13 protein-coding genes are annotated in these 14,693 nt (G+C 45.0%); all 13 read left to right on the top strand.

The window, feature by feature from the left end; all coding sequences use genetic code 11:
* Positions 1-25: 25 nt before the first annotated feature.
* The gene (locus NST25_RS19265) at positions 26-1,069 is read left to right on the top strand and encodes a methionine ABC transporter ATP-binding protein (RefSeq protein ID WP_036688670.1); all 1,044 of its coding nucleotides are present in this window, start codon (positions 26-28) and stop codon (positions 1,067-1,069) included.
* Complete coding sequence (locus tag NST25_RS19260; RefSeq protein WP_036688669.1) at positions 1,044-1,703, top strand: methionine ABC transporter permease; 660 nt, start codon at positions 1,044-1,046, stop codon at positions 1,701-1,703. The genes NST25_RS19265 and NST25_RS19260 overlap by 26 nt, the downstream gene beginning before the upstream one ends.
* Positions 1,704-1,733: 30 nt before the next feature.
* Positions 1,734-2,753, top strand: coding sequence for a uroporphyrinogen decarboxylase family protein (locus tag NST25_RS19255; protein WP_076307703.1), 1,020 nt, complete (start codon positions 1,734-1,736; stop codon positions 2,751-2,753).
* An 11-nt stretch (positions 2,754-2,764) separates the two neighbouring features.
* Complete coding sequence (locus NST25_RS19250; RefSeq protein ID WP_076307704.1) at positions 2,765-3,592, top strand: MetQ/NlpA family ABC transporter substrate-binding protein; 828 nt, start codon at positions 2,765-2,767, stop codon at positions 3,590-3,592.
* 17 nt (positions 3,593-3,609) lie between these two features.
* A complete protein-coding gene (gene proC, locus NST25_RS19245; protein WP_076127142.1) occupies positions 3,610-4,416 on the top strand; it encodes a pyrroline-5-carboxylate reductase in 807 nt (268 codons plus the stop codon).
* Positions 4,417-4,418: 2 nt separating this feature from the next.
* On the top strand, positions 4,419-5,183 hold the full coding sequence (locus NST25_RS19240) for a VOC family protein (RefSeq protein WP_076127140.1): 765 nt from the start codon (positions 4,419-4,421) through the stop codon (positions 5,181-5,183).
* A gap of 377 nt (positions 5,184-5,560) precedes the next feature.
* On the top strand, positions 5,561-6,205 hold the full coding sequence (locus tag NST25_RS19235; protein ID WP_076127138.1) for a Type 1 glutamine amidotransferase-like domain-containing protein: 645 nt from the start codon (positions 5,561-5,563) through the stop codon (positions 6,203-6,205).
* Positions 6,206-6,515: 310 nt separating this feature from the next.
* Entirely contained in the window at positions 6,516-7,664 is a 1,149-nt protein-coding gene (locus NST25_RS19230; protein WP_340392240.1) for a DUF3626 domain-containing protein, read from the top strand.
* A gap of 296 nt (positions 7,665-7,960) precedes the next feature.
* Positions 7,961-10,537 carry a glycosyl hydrolase gene (locus NST25_RS19225; protein WP_340392238.1) on the top strand — a complete coding sequence of 859 codons (2,577 nt, stop codon included), beginning with the start codon at positions 7,961-7,963 and terminating at the stop codon, positions 10,535-10,537.
* A 53-nt stretch (positions 10,538-10,590) separates the two neighbouring features.
* On the top strand, positions 10,591-10,782 hold the full coding sequence (locus NST25_RS19220; protein ID WP_143761879.1) for a hypothetical protein: 192 nt from the start codon (positions 10,591-10,593) through the stop codon (positions 10,780-10,782).
* A 159-nt stretch (positions 10,783-10,941) separates the two neighbouring features.
* Positions 10,942-11,991, top strand: coding sequence for an iron-siderophore ABC transporter substrate-binding protein (locus NST25_RS19215; RefSeq protein WP_076309706.1), 1,050 nt, complete (start codon positions 10,942-10,944; stop codon positions 11,989-11,991).
* 1 nt (position 11,992) lies between these two features.
* Positions 11,993-12,769, top strand: coding sequence for an IucA/IucC family C-terminal-domain containing protein (locus NST25_RS19210; protein WP_076307712.1), 777 nt, complete (start codon positions 11,993-11,995; stop codon positions 12,767-12,769).
* A 108-nt stretch (positions 12,770-12,877) separates the two neighbouring features.
* Positions 12,878-14,599 carry a helix-turn-helix domain-containing protein gene (locus NST25_RS19205; protein WP_340392235.1) on the top strand — a complete coding sequence of 574 codons (1,722 nt, stop codon included), beginning with the start codon at positions 12,878-12,880 and terminating at the stop codon, positions 14,597-14,599.
* Positions 14,600-14,693: the final 94 nt, after the last annotated feature.

Below are 14,693 nucleotides of genomic sequence, written 5' to 3'. Positions count from 1 at the left end.
CTAAAGATGATTGAGGGGAATGGAAATGATTGAATTAAAGAATGTTTACAAATCGTTCACTCGGAAAGGGACCACTATTGATGCTCTTAAAGGAATCGATTTAAAGGTCGAAAAAGGCGATATATTCGGGGTTATCGGCTATAGCGGTGCTGGGAAAAGTACATTAATTCGTTTAGTCAATTATTTGGAAAGACCCACCAAAGGACAAGTTATGGTCGCTGGACGTGATTTGGGAACATACAACGATAAAGAGTTGCGTACCGCTAAGAAAAATATCGGAATGATTTTTCAACATTTTAATCTATTAGAGTCTAAAAAAGTATTTGATAATGTGGCGATCCCTCTAGTTCTCCTAAAAAAGAATAAAAATGAAATCCGCCAGCGGGTAATGGAGCTGCTAGAGTTTGTTGGATTAAGTGACAAAGCGGGGAGTTACCCGAGTGAGCTATCAGGTGGTCAGAAGCAACGTGTCGGGATTGCCAGAGCGCTTGCCTCGAATCCGTCTATCCTTTTATGTGACGAAGCGACCTCTGCCTTAGATCCACAGACCACACATTCTATCTTACAGCTATTAAAAAAAATCAATGCTGAATACAACATTACCGTGATGATCATTACACATGAAATGTCCGTGATTCAAGAGATTTGTAACAAGGTAGCTGTCATGGAAGAAGGCCGGATTATTGAGCAAGGAAGTGTTCTAGATGTATTCGGAAGTCCAAAACATCTGACCACGCAAAATTTCGTGAAGACGGTTATTCAAAATAGCATGACCTCTAGCGTGCGGAAATCTATCAAAACAGAACCCGGAAGTCAGCTGTACAAGCTTAATTTTGTGGGAGCAAGTGCCTCTGAGCCTATCCTGTTTGAAATGATTCGCTCCTGCGATATAAAGGTCAATATTTTATTTGCGAATACGACGGAGATTCAAGAAACAACACTGGGAACAGTGATCATTCAATTCGATGGTGAGGCAGCAGAGATTAACAATGCATTATCTTTCTTAACAAGAAATGGAGTCGGTGTAGAGGAGGTAGAATCTAATGTTTTCGACCACAGTAACAGGTGATCAATTTCTGCAGGCGATTATAGAAACAATTCAAATGGTAGGGTTCTCCTTGTTTGTTGGTTCCCTGATTGGGATCCCATTTGGGATATTGCTTGTCATCACTCGTCCGGGTGGGGTTTTGGAGAACAAAGCGCTTTACGCCGTACTAAATCCAATTATCAACATCATTCGCTCATTGCCTTTTATTATTTTACTGGTTGCGATTGTGCCTTTCACACGATTGATTGTTCATACTTCAATTGGGACAAGCGCAGCGATCGTACCCTTGATTATCTATATCGCACCTTATATAGGACGGTTGGTAGAGAACTCACTGCTTGAAGTGAATCCGGGAATCCTTGAAGCCGCTGAGGCGATGGGAGCCACTCCTTTTCAAGTCATTTGGTACTTTTTATTGCCAGAGGCGGTTGGATCCTTAATCCTGTCTCTTACTACAGCGACGATTGGTTTGATAGGTGCAACTGCAATGGCTGGAACGGTAGGGGGAGGCGGCGTGGGAGACTTGGCGATCGTATATGGATACCAACGCTTTGACACTGTTGTCGTAGTAGCCACCGTGATTATCCTCATTATTTTAGTGCAAGGTATTCAATCTTTAGGCAACACGCTAGCAAGAAAAATTCGCCGTTACTAGTTACTACATATTCTGGGAGGGACTCGACAGATGAGTGAATGGAGTAAGCAAGATCGTTTTAAAGCATTATTATCTGGAGAACGGGCGGATCGTCCAATCGGAAGTGGTTGGCGCCATTTTATCGACAAAGAACAAACTGCAGATGATTTAGCAGAAACTACGATTTCTTTTACGAAAAAATATGATTGGGATTGGGTCAAGATTAATCCAAGAGCGACTTATCTGGCGGAAGCTTGGGGGAATCAATACGATTTTACGGATTATCAGACCGTATTTCCGAGACAGCAAACGACGGCTATTCCAACAGCGGCTAGTCTGTGGGATATCGACGTCAAAAAGGCAGTCCAGTCAGCCCCTTTGGCAGAGCATTTAGATGCGGTTAGAAAGATTCGTCAAGGGTTACCAGACACCCCGCTAATCCAAACTGTATTTTCACCATTAACAGTATTGCTATTTATTGTAGGGCGTTCTGCTTACGTTACTAAAACGGTGTTTGGTATTGAGCACCCGGTAACTTTGGAATCCTTGTTTAAAGAACATCGAGCGGCAGCACATCATGCGCTACATGCGATTTCCTTAACCTTAGCCGATTATGTACAAGAGTTACAGCAAGCGGGTTCTGACGGTTTGTTCTACGCAGTGACGGGCACAGCTCACCCAGGATTATTTGATGAAGCTATGTTTGACGAACTGTCCAGACCTTATGATTCTATTGTTTTAGAAGCAGCGAGCTATGGAAAAAACATTCTTCATACTTGTGGAGCCTACGCCCAGCCTGAGAAGTTTAACGATTATCGGATTGACGGGATCAGTTGGGATACGGTAGCCGAGGGGAATCCAGGGTTAGAGGCAAATCTCAAGGCTACTAAAGTGGGTGGAGTCGATCATGGGTTGTTTGCGGTAAACGATATTGCCCAAATCAAGCAGCAAGCTGAAGATGCATTAAAGTTAATGAAAGACCAGCCGTTTATTCTATCTCCAAATTGCGCAATCCCACTCAATGTGACGGATGAAGCGTTGGCACAATTTAAAAAATCTATATTGGAATAGGGGAAGTAAGTATGAAAAAGTTAATGTTAGTGATGATGATAGGTGTTCTTGCAGTGTTGACGGCTTGTGGCAATAAAGAGGCGGGGGATTCTGGAGATAAGAAAAAGCTTACCGTTGGATTTGGTGTCGGAACCTATGAGGAACAATTCCGCCAATCGATTCTACCGATTCTAGAGAAACAAGGGTATTCCGTTGACATTAAAACCTTCTCGCAAAATATGCAGGTCAATCCAGCAATGAAGGAAGGCTCCATTGACGCAAGCATATTCCAAAGTACAGCTTATATGGAGGCCATTAACGAAGAAATCAATGCAGATATGGTCGGAATTGCTTATGTTCCAGGTGCTCCACAAGGTCTTTATTCTGTAAATCATACCACGCTAGACGATGTTAAAGACGGTACAACCGTAGCTGTTCCGAACGATCCGGTAAACCAAGAGCGTGCACTGCGTATTCTGGAAGAATTGGGTTGGGTCAAAATTAAAGAAGGGGCAGGCGTAGCGGATTTTAATATTAATAGTATGGAACCGGATAAATATAATATTGATATTAAAATATTGGACCCCGCTCAAATCCTTGTCTCCCTTCAAGATGTTGATTATGGCGTTGTAAATGGTAATTATATTGCTAATTCGGACAGAAAGATTACGGATGCTTTGAAAATAGAAAACACACCTATGGAACACAGAATTATCGTATCGGTTAATAAAAAGGATGAAAATTCTCAGTGGGCTAAAGATTTGAAAGCTGCTTATGAATCCAAAGAGTTTGAAGAATATATTCTTGGATTAGAAAAATATGATGGTTTCATTCTACCTGAAGCTTGGGACAAAAATTAATTAAGGAAGTGAACGGAGTGACCAAAGAAAAGATTCATTTTATTGGTGGCGGACAGATGGCGGAAGCGATCATCCGCGCATGTATAGCGAATAACACCTTGTCTGTAAATCAAATTAGTGTATCGGATATTAATGAAACGCGTCTGCAGTTTTTGAATACCAAATACGGTGTAGATACGGAGAGTTCGCAAGAGCATAACCTGTCTACAGCAGATGTGATTGTAGTGGCAGTTCGCCCACAGGATGATTTAACTACCCTTGGTCAAAACGTACAACAATTCGCTACAGCTTCTGCCGCAATCGTATCGATTGTGGCGGGTGTGACGAATGATCAGTTAGCTGGTTATTTTGGAGCTGAACGGCCCATTATCCGGGTTATCCCCAATACTTTGACCGATACAGGATATGGCTATAGTGGTGTAGCGTTAAATGCTTATGCTACTCGTGATCAAGTGGAGCATTTCCTACTCGGCTTTGGAAAAGTACAATATCTGGATGAGGCGTTAATGGATGTTTTCACTGGATTTGGTGTGGCGGGTCCTAACTATATCTATTATTTCATTGAATCTCTCGTGGATGCAGGTGTACTTGCCGGACTGCCGCGTGAGCAAGCCTGGAAGGTTGCACTGGAGAATATGATGGGCTCGGTAGCAATGCTGCAACAGACAGGGCTGCATCCACGACAGCTGCTGGATATTAATAATTCACCTGGCGGTGTCGGCATGCATGGCTTGTACGAATTAAACAACAGTGATTTCGCAGCGGGTCTGCAAAGAAGTGTTCTGGCAGCCGTAAAACGTACTACTGAGCTGGGAGTGAAGTAAGCATGGCAACGATGAAATGGGATCATTTAGTTCACTATGTCAATGATTTGGCCAAACCGGTTGAGCTCTTTGGAGCTCATGGATTGGTTGCTTTTAAGGGAGGCTCTCATAAAGATTGGGGAACCTATAATGCCTTAAGTTACTTTGGGCTAACCTATCTCGAATTTCTGGGCATTGAGAATCTTGAGCTGGCAAAGGCAACTGAACATAATTTAGTGGTGAAAGATGCAGTAAAACTTCTACCAGAACATGAAGTTCTAAGTAGAGTAGTCATCCGGACGGATGATATTGAAGAAGTAGCGGCTTCCCTGAAAGCAGCAGGCTTATCATTATCTCCAATTATCGATGGTAAGCGTCTAGATAACGAGGGAAGATTAATAGAGTGGCGGATGATGACCATTGCTGGTGACTTTGGGGGACTGGTCTATCCGTTCATCATTCAATGGAGCGGAACGGATACAGAGCGAGTGGAAAGATTAACATCATCTGGAGTCATTAAACCTCATCCTGCGGGAGAAGTCGAAATCGTCCGTGCTGTATTTCATGTCTCCGATCCTGAAGCTGCAGCCAACCATTGGGGAACGATATTCGGACTGCCAGTTACGAAGTCAGAGGATGATACCTTCAGCCTTAAGATTGGCGATAGATCATTTGCTTTCGTGCAAGGAGACGAGAACCAATTTAAGCAGGTGGTTTTTGAAACAGATTCGTTAGACCTGAAAGGGAAGAAGATTTCGATTGGTGATGGGGAGTATGTTTTCGTTTAAGGGACTAGTATCTTTATAATTTTAGAAATAAAGACTTACTTGAAGGGATCGATACCTCGAGTAAGTCTTTTTGCTGTTCACCGAAGGAACTAATGATGCTTGGATTTTTTTGTTTTAATTAATTTGTAAGATTTATTGAATTTCATTATATGGTACGATGTCCATGATATAAAAGGAGGTGAAGATAATCGGTGCAGAACAAAAATACGTGGCCCATTTCCTCGCCGGATAAGCTTAATGTGGATCTAGCGCAGATAAAAAACTTTGATTATGCCTCTAAATTTATATTACTATAGACATTTTTCACTTGCCTGGCGCTATGAATTTTGATAAACATAATGGATAAATTTAGATATTACATATGGAGGTAATTACGGATGAAAACTCACTATTACTTAGATTGGTTTTATGATAAGGGCTTTTCTGAGAAGCTAGTCAATGTGTTGCATGAGGATATAACAGACAGAAAATCGCTTGTTATGATTAGCGCTGAATCGTCTGATTTTAGTGATGAACAAGTTAATATTGATAGTGTTTTTGAAAGGACATGGTTTAATCAGGCTAACATTTATTTTGATGAATATCATTTCATTGATGACCGCACGCAGAAGGAAGATGCCCAGCGATTAATTCAAAACGCCTCTGTCGTTTTTTTATGTGGTGGAACCGCTCGGGACCAAAAGCACCTTTTGACGGAATATGAATTATCGGATTTGATTAAAAAAAGCAATGCTGTTGTAATGGGAACAAGTGCTGGTGGGATGAACATGTCTGATGAATATGTGGATGAATGCACTGTTTGTGAAGGTATGGCTCTTAATCACTTTTCTTTTGAAGCTCATTTTGATCATGATAACACCGCAATGATTGAGGAGCGTTTCCCTTTATCAAATAAAATGGATATTTATGTGGCGGCAGACAAAGATGGTGCTGTACGTGTGAAGGGCAGCAAAATCGACATTATAGGCAATGTATATTTAATTTCCCACTCAAAGATTCAGAAATTGGCTGAGACGCTCTAATTATGGTTGAGTGGTTGTGACACTGACGGTTAACTGAATGGTATTTGTTTTGAGTCCCTATTTGACAGCACCTTACGAGCAAATCGAGTTGATTACTCCTGCGAAAAAGGAAGATTACGCATAACGCGCATACGATGTTCAAGCCAGCAACATTCGATCTTGAATTTATATCATTCGAGATCCATGTGAAGTTATCGAAATCTGCGATGGTAAGGATATGAAGTTTTAAGTGAAGAAGCGTTTGATACACTGAGAGGAGAAATCAAGTCTCTTTTCTTATGTACTGGGTCTAGAAAGGAGTGAATAAGCAATGGAGTGGAAAGGCGATGCAAATGCCAATAAAAAAAGAGAGTCTCAGTTCACTGAGGAACTATCGGAGTCACAATTATCGGCTTTAGAATATGTTACGAATTACGCGCGAACTCGAAAAAGTGAAGCAGTTCAGACCATCCATGAAATTCTTCAAATCTCTAATGTGGATCGGGAAGAGTTTGAAGATGCTGTGGTCAAAATAAAGTCACATGCGAAGATTGCTCTACATTTCCATCCAGATCGACTAGATCCGGTAAAGAAAAGTGTTGCAGAGGCGCTATTGGAGCAAGGTGTGTACAAGAGCCAATTTGAGACCTTGTTATCCAGTGGTAGTGTATCAGCCTATTCTGGCGGTCCACGTGATTTGTGGGAGGAAAGACTATTTGGAGGAGCATACCAACAAGAGGGTGCTTCGAATAGCGAACGCCCTAAATATGGCGCTCTTGATTTGATGCGTCATTCGGATGGGCCAGCTCCGCGCTTTGGCTCCTGCTATTTCCTCCTATTCCCTGAGGTTTCTTATCGCAGTACATACACCTATATGGATTCGCATCAAAACCCTGTACAGAAAGGGACATATGCAGAATTTGATGATATGATGGCGGCATTACTAGAGGAGATTTTCTTAAGAGATTCCGCTCTAGGGGAAAAAGATCTTCAATCACAAAAATTAGTCGACCATCTTCGGGTCAACCTCACAATGCCGTTTTCAGACCCTTCAAAGGGTGAAGCTAAACGTAATCTTAACCACTATATTGAAGCGCAAGTTCATGGAAACATCCGTCTAAAGGAAGATGTGGAAATCTTAGTAGCCGATCCTTCATTCAAGGGTACTCCAACAGGGCAAGTCCTGGAGCAAATATGTTTACAGTATGCCATCCAACTCTATTGGCACATGGGATTCGCGATGTGGGTAGACGAAGTGCCTTCAGATTTTAGAGGGCCTACGATGCCCTCCTTGGCTAAGCGTATTGCTCATGACGGTTATATCGATACGAGCATGATTGGATCTGCTGCTATGCACTTAAAGCATGATCCTTCAGCATGGCGGGACCGAGGAACCGAAAAAGAAGTACTTCAAGAATTAAAACTCTTATGGCATGTTTTGGTACGGTACGGAAAGCCGCTCCGAAACTTTAAGTTGTAAGAAGCCTTGGTACGCTTGAAGTTATGGGCATTTAAGTAAACAAACAAATAAATAAATAAGCGAATTTCCCTCCGTATGGGATATTTGACTTGTCATTGATGGGATGTTTGGGTGAATCAATAGTAAGAAGCTTCTGCCAAAGGAATTGGTGGGAGTTTTTTTGCATGTGGAAATTTTCTCGATTTGATAGATTTACAAAATATGGAATATATGCTATCTTATCTATGAAAGCGCATCCAAGAGATGGTATATTGAACTTTTATTTACCATATTTAACATAGGGAGGAAAGGTGGAAATGAAAAATTTGCTCAAGAAGGCAATCACAATGATGCTGGCATTTACTCTGCTACTTGGATTGATGACAGCGCCGCCCGTTCATGCAGACAACGCACTTTTCACAATTGAAAGCGAAAACGCTCAGCTCACCTCCGATCTTCAAGTGACGACCCAAATTTACGGACAGCCCAAACCCGGATACTCTGGAAGCGGATTTGTCTGGATGCAGAATTCCGGTACAATTTCCTTCACAGTGACTGTCCCAGAAACCGGCATGTATACGATCTCCACACGTTATATGCAGGAGCTCAGTGCTGACGGAAGGCTTCAATCTTTAGCCGTTAACGGCGTTACGAAGGGTTCGTATATGCTGCCCTATACGACCACGTGGTCGAATTTCGATTTTGGCTATCACAAGCTGAATCAAGGCAGCAACACTATTCAACTGAAGGCTGGCTGGGGTTTCGCTTATTTTGATACCTTCACGGTGGATTATGCCGATCTTGATCCCCTGGATGTGCAACCTGTCCTCAGCGATACTCAAGCCACTCCGGAAACTCAGCTTCTGATGAATTATTTAACGGAGGTTTACGGCAATCATATGATCTCTGGTCAGCAGGAGATTTACGGAGGCGGAAATGACGGCAATTCCGAGCTGGAGTTTGATTGGATTCACAATTTAACGGGAAAGTATCCGGCGATCCGCGGATTTGATCTGATGAATTACAATCCGCTTTACGGCTGGGAGGATGGTACGACCGCCCGGATGATCGATTGGGTGAATAACCGGGGCGGGATCGCGACAAACAGCTGGCATATCACTGTACCCCGAGATTTCACCGCCTATCAGCTCGGGGAATTTGTAGATTGGAAGAAAGCCACCTACAAGCCGACAGAAACCAATTTTAATACAGCCAATGCGGTAGTTCCAGGTACGAAAGAATACCAATATGTACAACTGGCCATTGGGGATTTGGCGGAGCAACTGCAGATTCTGCAAAATAACAATGTGCCGGTTATCTTCAGACCCTTCCATGAGGCGGAGGGCAACGGTGGATTGAATGGAGAAGGTGCATGGTTCTGGTGGGCTTCGGCAGGCTCGGAGGTGTACAAGCAGTTGTGGGACCTGCTCTATACTGAACTTACAGAAACGTACGGTCTGCACAATTTGATCTGGACCTACAACAGCTATGTGTACAGCACTTCTCCCGCATGGTATCCCGGCGATGATCAGGTGGATATTGTAGGCTATGATAAATACAACACGATCTATAACCGCTATGACGGTTTGTCTGGTGTGCCCAATGAGGACGCGATTACCTCGATTTTCTATCAGCTTGTTGATTTAACCGGCGGTACGAAAATGGTAGCCATGACGGAGAACGACACTGTTCCAAGCGTTCAGAATCTGACAGAGGAAAAATCGGGCTGGCTCTATTTCTTACCGTGGTATGGTGAGCATCTCATGAGTTCCGCCTTTAATTATCCGGCCACCTTAACAACGCTGTACCAAAGCAATTATGTAATCACGCTCGATGAGCTGCCTGATTTGAAGGTTAACAATCCAATTCCAAGTGCGTCTATCACACCTGCAAACGTCGAATTTGATAAAAATGCCTCCAATCAGAATGACAAAGCCATCACCGTGAATTCAAACGGCAATACGTTAACCGCTCTCCGGACAGGCGCCAATGCATTGACAGCGACTCAGGATTATACCTTGAGTGGAAATACGCTGCTGCTCAAAAAAGCATTTCTGGCGACACTGCCGGTTGGCGAGCATTCGATCATCTTTGATTTTAATAAAGGACAAGATCCCGTATTAAAAGTGAAAATTGTCGATTCCACGCCAAGCGCATCCATTGCGCCCGTGAGCGCTGCATTTGATAAAGCGGCGAATCTAGCCCAGGATATTTCCGTAGCCCTTACCTTAAATGGACACCAGCTTGCAAGTATCACACATGGAAATTCCACACTTTTAGCGAGTCAGGATTATACGGCATCAAGCGCTGCTGTTGTTCTGAAAAAATCCTATCTTTCCACGCTGCCGCTGGGACAGAATACCCTAACCTTTCATTTTATTGGAGGAAATAATGCTGTTCTTACAGTGAACGTAGCGGATAGTAGTGTTCCAGTACCCACTGGAGATTTGACGGTCCAAGCTTTTAATGGCAACACAAGTGCCTCCACCAACGGGATTTCACCCAAAATCAAAGTAGTCAATACCGGTGATTCAGCGATTCAACTAAGTAATGTGAAGGTCCGGTATTACTATACGATTGATGGCGAGAAAGATCAGAGTTTCTGGATCGACTGGGCCAGCATCGGAAATGCGAATGTAACCGGCAATTTCGTTAAGCTGGCGACTCCTGTTGCCAGTGCAGATTATGTTTTGGAAATTGGTTTCACGAGTTCGGCTGGAACACTTAATCCAGGTCAGAGCGCAGAAATTCAAACCCGTTTCTCCAAAACAGACTGGTCCAATTTCAACCAGACTAATGATTATTCGTTCAAGGCATCCAGTAGTCAGTTCATCAATAATGAACAGGTCACCGGGTATATGAATGGTCAGCTTGTGTGGGGGATTGAGCCGTAAGCTTTTAATGAAAAAAGGTATCTTTGTGTAATACAAAGATACCTTTTTTCATTTTGGGAAGAAGCAGGGAGTGCAATGGGAGAACCATTTCTGAAGTAGCCAGATTGCTCGATGATCAGTTTCTGGAGAAGGAAAAGCTTGAATTGAGCGAGATTACCATCGACTGTGTTGGCGTAATTGCAGAACTGGAGCAAAGAAATTATGTTGAAATTAGGGAATTGGGTGCTTGTGAGGAATTTTTGTAGCCAGCCGCGGTTCTCCTGAGTCGTTCCTATGGTGTGCAATGTCGCATTAATCCGGCTGCAATGTCGCAAAAGTACATGGAAATAGAGTATGAAGATAGATTATACTCGCTTTATTGATCTGATAATGAAAATCATTATCATACATAAGGGGGAGTCAGCATGAAAAGAACAAAGAAGAGGCAAGCAACCGGTAGAAAGGTAGATGCTGCCCAAAAAGCAGGACTATTAATGATATGGATGATGGCACTGGTACTTGTGCTAACGGCTTGCGGTACTGGAGGTGGAGCAAATGCGGGCACTGCCGCACTGCCATCTGCTTCAGCCGAGCCGTCACCTACATCTGAGACACAGGCTCAGACTACAGCCTTCCCGGTTACCATCTCGCATATGAAGGGTGAATATACGCTGACTGAGAAGCCGAAGGTCATTGCCGCGCTTGATGTGAAATTTGTCGATCAATTGTTAGCGATAGGCGAGCATCCGGCAGGCAGCGTTGTAGCTGGAGCGAAGGATGCAAAGTTTCCAGAATATTTAAGTGAACAATTGGGTGATGTGAAGGTCCTGGGCACACGCGATGAGCCCAATCTTGAAGCTATTGTAGCGATGAATCCGGATCTTATATTGATGACCGACTTTCAGGAGCAGGTGTATGACAGCGTCAGTAAAATAGCGCCCACAATAGTACTCGACTTCTATGAAGATTGGCGGGATACATCGGCTACCATCGGTATGATAACGGGAAAGCAGGCGGAGGCGAAGGTAGTGCGTCAAGCCTACGAGGACAAAATCGTCGGACTGCGGGAGCAGCTGTCGGCGAAGCTGGGCGACGAAACGGTAGCTCTGATTCGCCCAAGACCGGAAGGTATTCGCGTACACGGTCCCGAACATCGGACCGGAAGCATTCTTTATGAGGATTTGGGATTGAATATCCCTACATTCGTTCAGGAGATCAAAGATGATACCTCCGTTGAAATTTCGATGGAGACCATCGCTGATATCGGAGCAGATCACTATTTCCTGTTATCGGATGAATTGTTTGCCAAAGAGGCAGAGGCAATGGCGAACAGTCCGGTCTGGAAATCTCATGATGCCGTTAAAAATAACCGCGTATACAATGTGAATTCAACGCTATGGATCGCTTATTATGGGCCAATTGCCCTCAACATTATTGTAGATCAAACCGCGGAAGCGCTGTTGGGATCGCATTAAAATGGACAACTATCTGTCGTCTGTCACCTGGAAGCAAATGGCGGAGGAATACCGTCTGTGGGTAGGTGAACCGCCTGAAGGCAACGTTCGGACAATTGCCCTTAGCCAGTTGCACGAAGAAGCTGCATGCCGCGAGTATGTAAGCTGGCTTAAGGGTTATATCGGTGCGCCTGATATGCAGGTTGCCGCTTCCATGCTGGCCAAGCGGATCGGTTATCTGTGGATCGCGCCGATGCTGACCGCTATGACCCTTCATAACCGGGAAGTCTCCATCCCGCTGGAGAACAGCTTCCTCTATCATCCGGCTTCCCCAGCTTTTAAAGGGGATACGCGTTTTCCTTTCCTTGCGCTGAACGGGCTTCGAGCGACGGCGGCACCGGAAGACAGGGAAGCGTGGCGAGAAGAGATCGTAGAGGAAATTTTCGCGGTACGTCTTGCGCCGCTGCTGCATACGCTTGCTGCAATTGGTCCCGTCTCCATGGCAGTACTTTGGGAGAATATTATGGTACGTATTGCTCCGCTGTATTCTCCTAGAACAGGTGAATTAGGGCAAGAAAGGCAACGAATACAAGCAGATTTTGCCTTCCTGACCCGGATAGCTCCCGGACAATTGTTCGGCGCAAGACGCAATCCATTTACCCGGTTCACAGAGAACAATGACCTAGCTCCGGTTGCAAAAAAGAAACGTATCACCTGCTGTTTTTATTACAGGATGTCGGCGGAATATTGCGGGAAATGTCCGAAAATTGACAATGAGAATGAATCTCAATTAAAATGACAACAGCAACGCACTCACTTATGTTGCGGACGCGCTTTCACTAAAGCATGTAATCCTATTCGAGTGCGCCCGTTTAACAGAGGATGCTATTGTCAGGAGATGAGAGAAATGCCGCTGAAAGAACAGGCAAGTTTATGGAGTGATACAACGATCAAGATGCTTGATGTGCGCAGCGGTACTTTGCCACCCGGCGGCGTTATGAGCGAAACCGGATTAACAGCCAATGTGTTGCTGCTGGCAGGCGGCGGGGAAGGTAGGCTTGTGATGAATGGCGAAATTTGCCATATCCAGGCCTATTTCGCTTGTCACGCAGTCAAGGGATCAGCATTTACTTTGACTGCTGGATCAGAAACCATTCATTATACCGTTATTATGTACAAGGCTTTTCCAATGTTGGGGGCTGCCCATGTTCTGTTTCCGCAGCGCAATCACCCGTTACGCACTTCATTTGTTCACCGTCCTGTGCTCCTGGCTGAACTGCATCAGACTGCGGAACAAATCGAAGCCAAATGGAGCCGGGGCGAAGGGCTGGAGCGTTTCCATGCGAATGCGCTACTGCAAGGAATGCTTTACGAGCTTATTATGGAGTATGAATGTGGTCAGAAAGGCACAGAGGCGGATATGGTGGATGTTGTCGCTGCCTATATAGCGGGGCATTATCGTCAGGAGCTGGAGCTTAAGGAGCTGGCAGCGCTTGCCGGATGCAGTACAAGACAGTTACAGCGGCGATTCAAACAGGAGAAGTTACTAGGACCGATGGAATATGTAATCCAGCTGCGGATGGAGAGTGCCGAGCGGATGTTGCGTCATACGGATGCTCCCATCGGCGAAATTGCAGAAAAAACGGGCTATCGCGACATGTATTACTTTAGCAGGGCATTTAAGAAATATCACGGGGTTCCCCCGCAGATCTACAGGCGCACTGCCGCTTCAGGGATCGGTGCTCTCTCAGCATATTCTGGGCTGCCGGATCGCCTGGCCTCATCGTACGAGACGCTGCAAGGCCCGGTAATTTGTCATATGCGAGGCGAATATTGCGTCACCGCTTCTCCGAGGCGTATCGCCGTACTCGACGTTCAATATGCAGACCATTTGCTTGCGCTTGGGATATCTCCGGCAGGGAGTGTAGGAACGGGTAGTGCAGCGTTAAAATTCCCCCAATATATCAGGGAAAGGCTTAAGACAACGGAAATGCTCGGAACTTATGAGTACCCGGACCTGCAAGCTGTTGAACGGCTGCGGCCAGATTTAATTGTCTGTACTGAGGTGCATGCCCAGCATTATGAACGGTTAAGCCGGATTGCGCCAACCCTAATGTTTCAACGGAATGAGAGCTGGCAGACGATTCTGGGCCTGTTCGGTGAATTGACGGACAAGCGGACAGAGGTGGAGCGTATTATTGCGGATTACCTGCGCCGAACAGCATTGCTGTCTGAGCAGCTTGCAACGGCGCTGGCGGGTCAGAGCGTGGCCTTGATCCGTCCGCGTGAGTCGCTGGTACGGGTGCATACTGCCTCCCATCGCACAGGTGCCGTGCTGTACCGGGATCTTGGTCTGCCAGCTCCTCTATTTGTCGCAGACACTTCCGACACGGCTTATCATATTACAGTTGATAGACTGCCGGCTGTGCATGCCAGCCATTATTTTTTACTTAGTAACGAGATGATGCAGGAGGGGATATCTGCGACAGAGCAAAGCGTCCGAGGGATGTTGGATTCCGATGAGCGACCGTATATATACCCGGTAGATGCCGCTACATGGATCGGCTGCTACGGACCGACAGGTATCAATTACATTGTGGATCAGGTAGCCCGTACCTTGCTGGCCTGAGCGGTATCTAAGATCAACCGCTAATTTCAGGCTATTTTTAGCCTAAACGTGAACAGCCCCTGTGATTATCACAGGAGCTTGTTTGTGCTGCGGA

Origin of the sequence: Paenibacillus sp. FSL E2-0190, from assembly GCF_037992965.1 — a bacterium.
GTDB lineage: Bacteria > Bacillota > Bacilli > Paenibacillales > Paenibacillaceae > Paenibacillus_AQ > Paenibacillus_AQ odorifer.
Note: the sequence above shows the minus strand (reverse complement) of the source record. Positions and strands in the feature narration are given on the sequence as shown.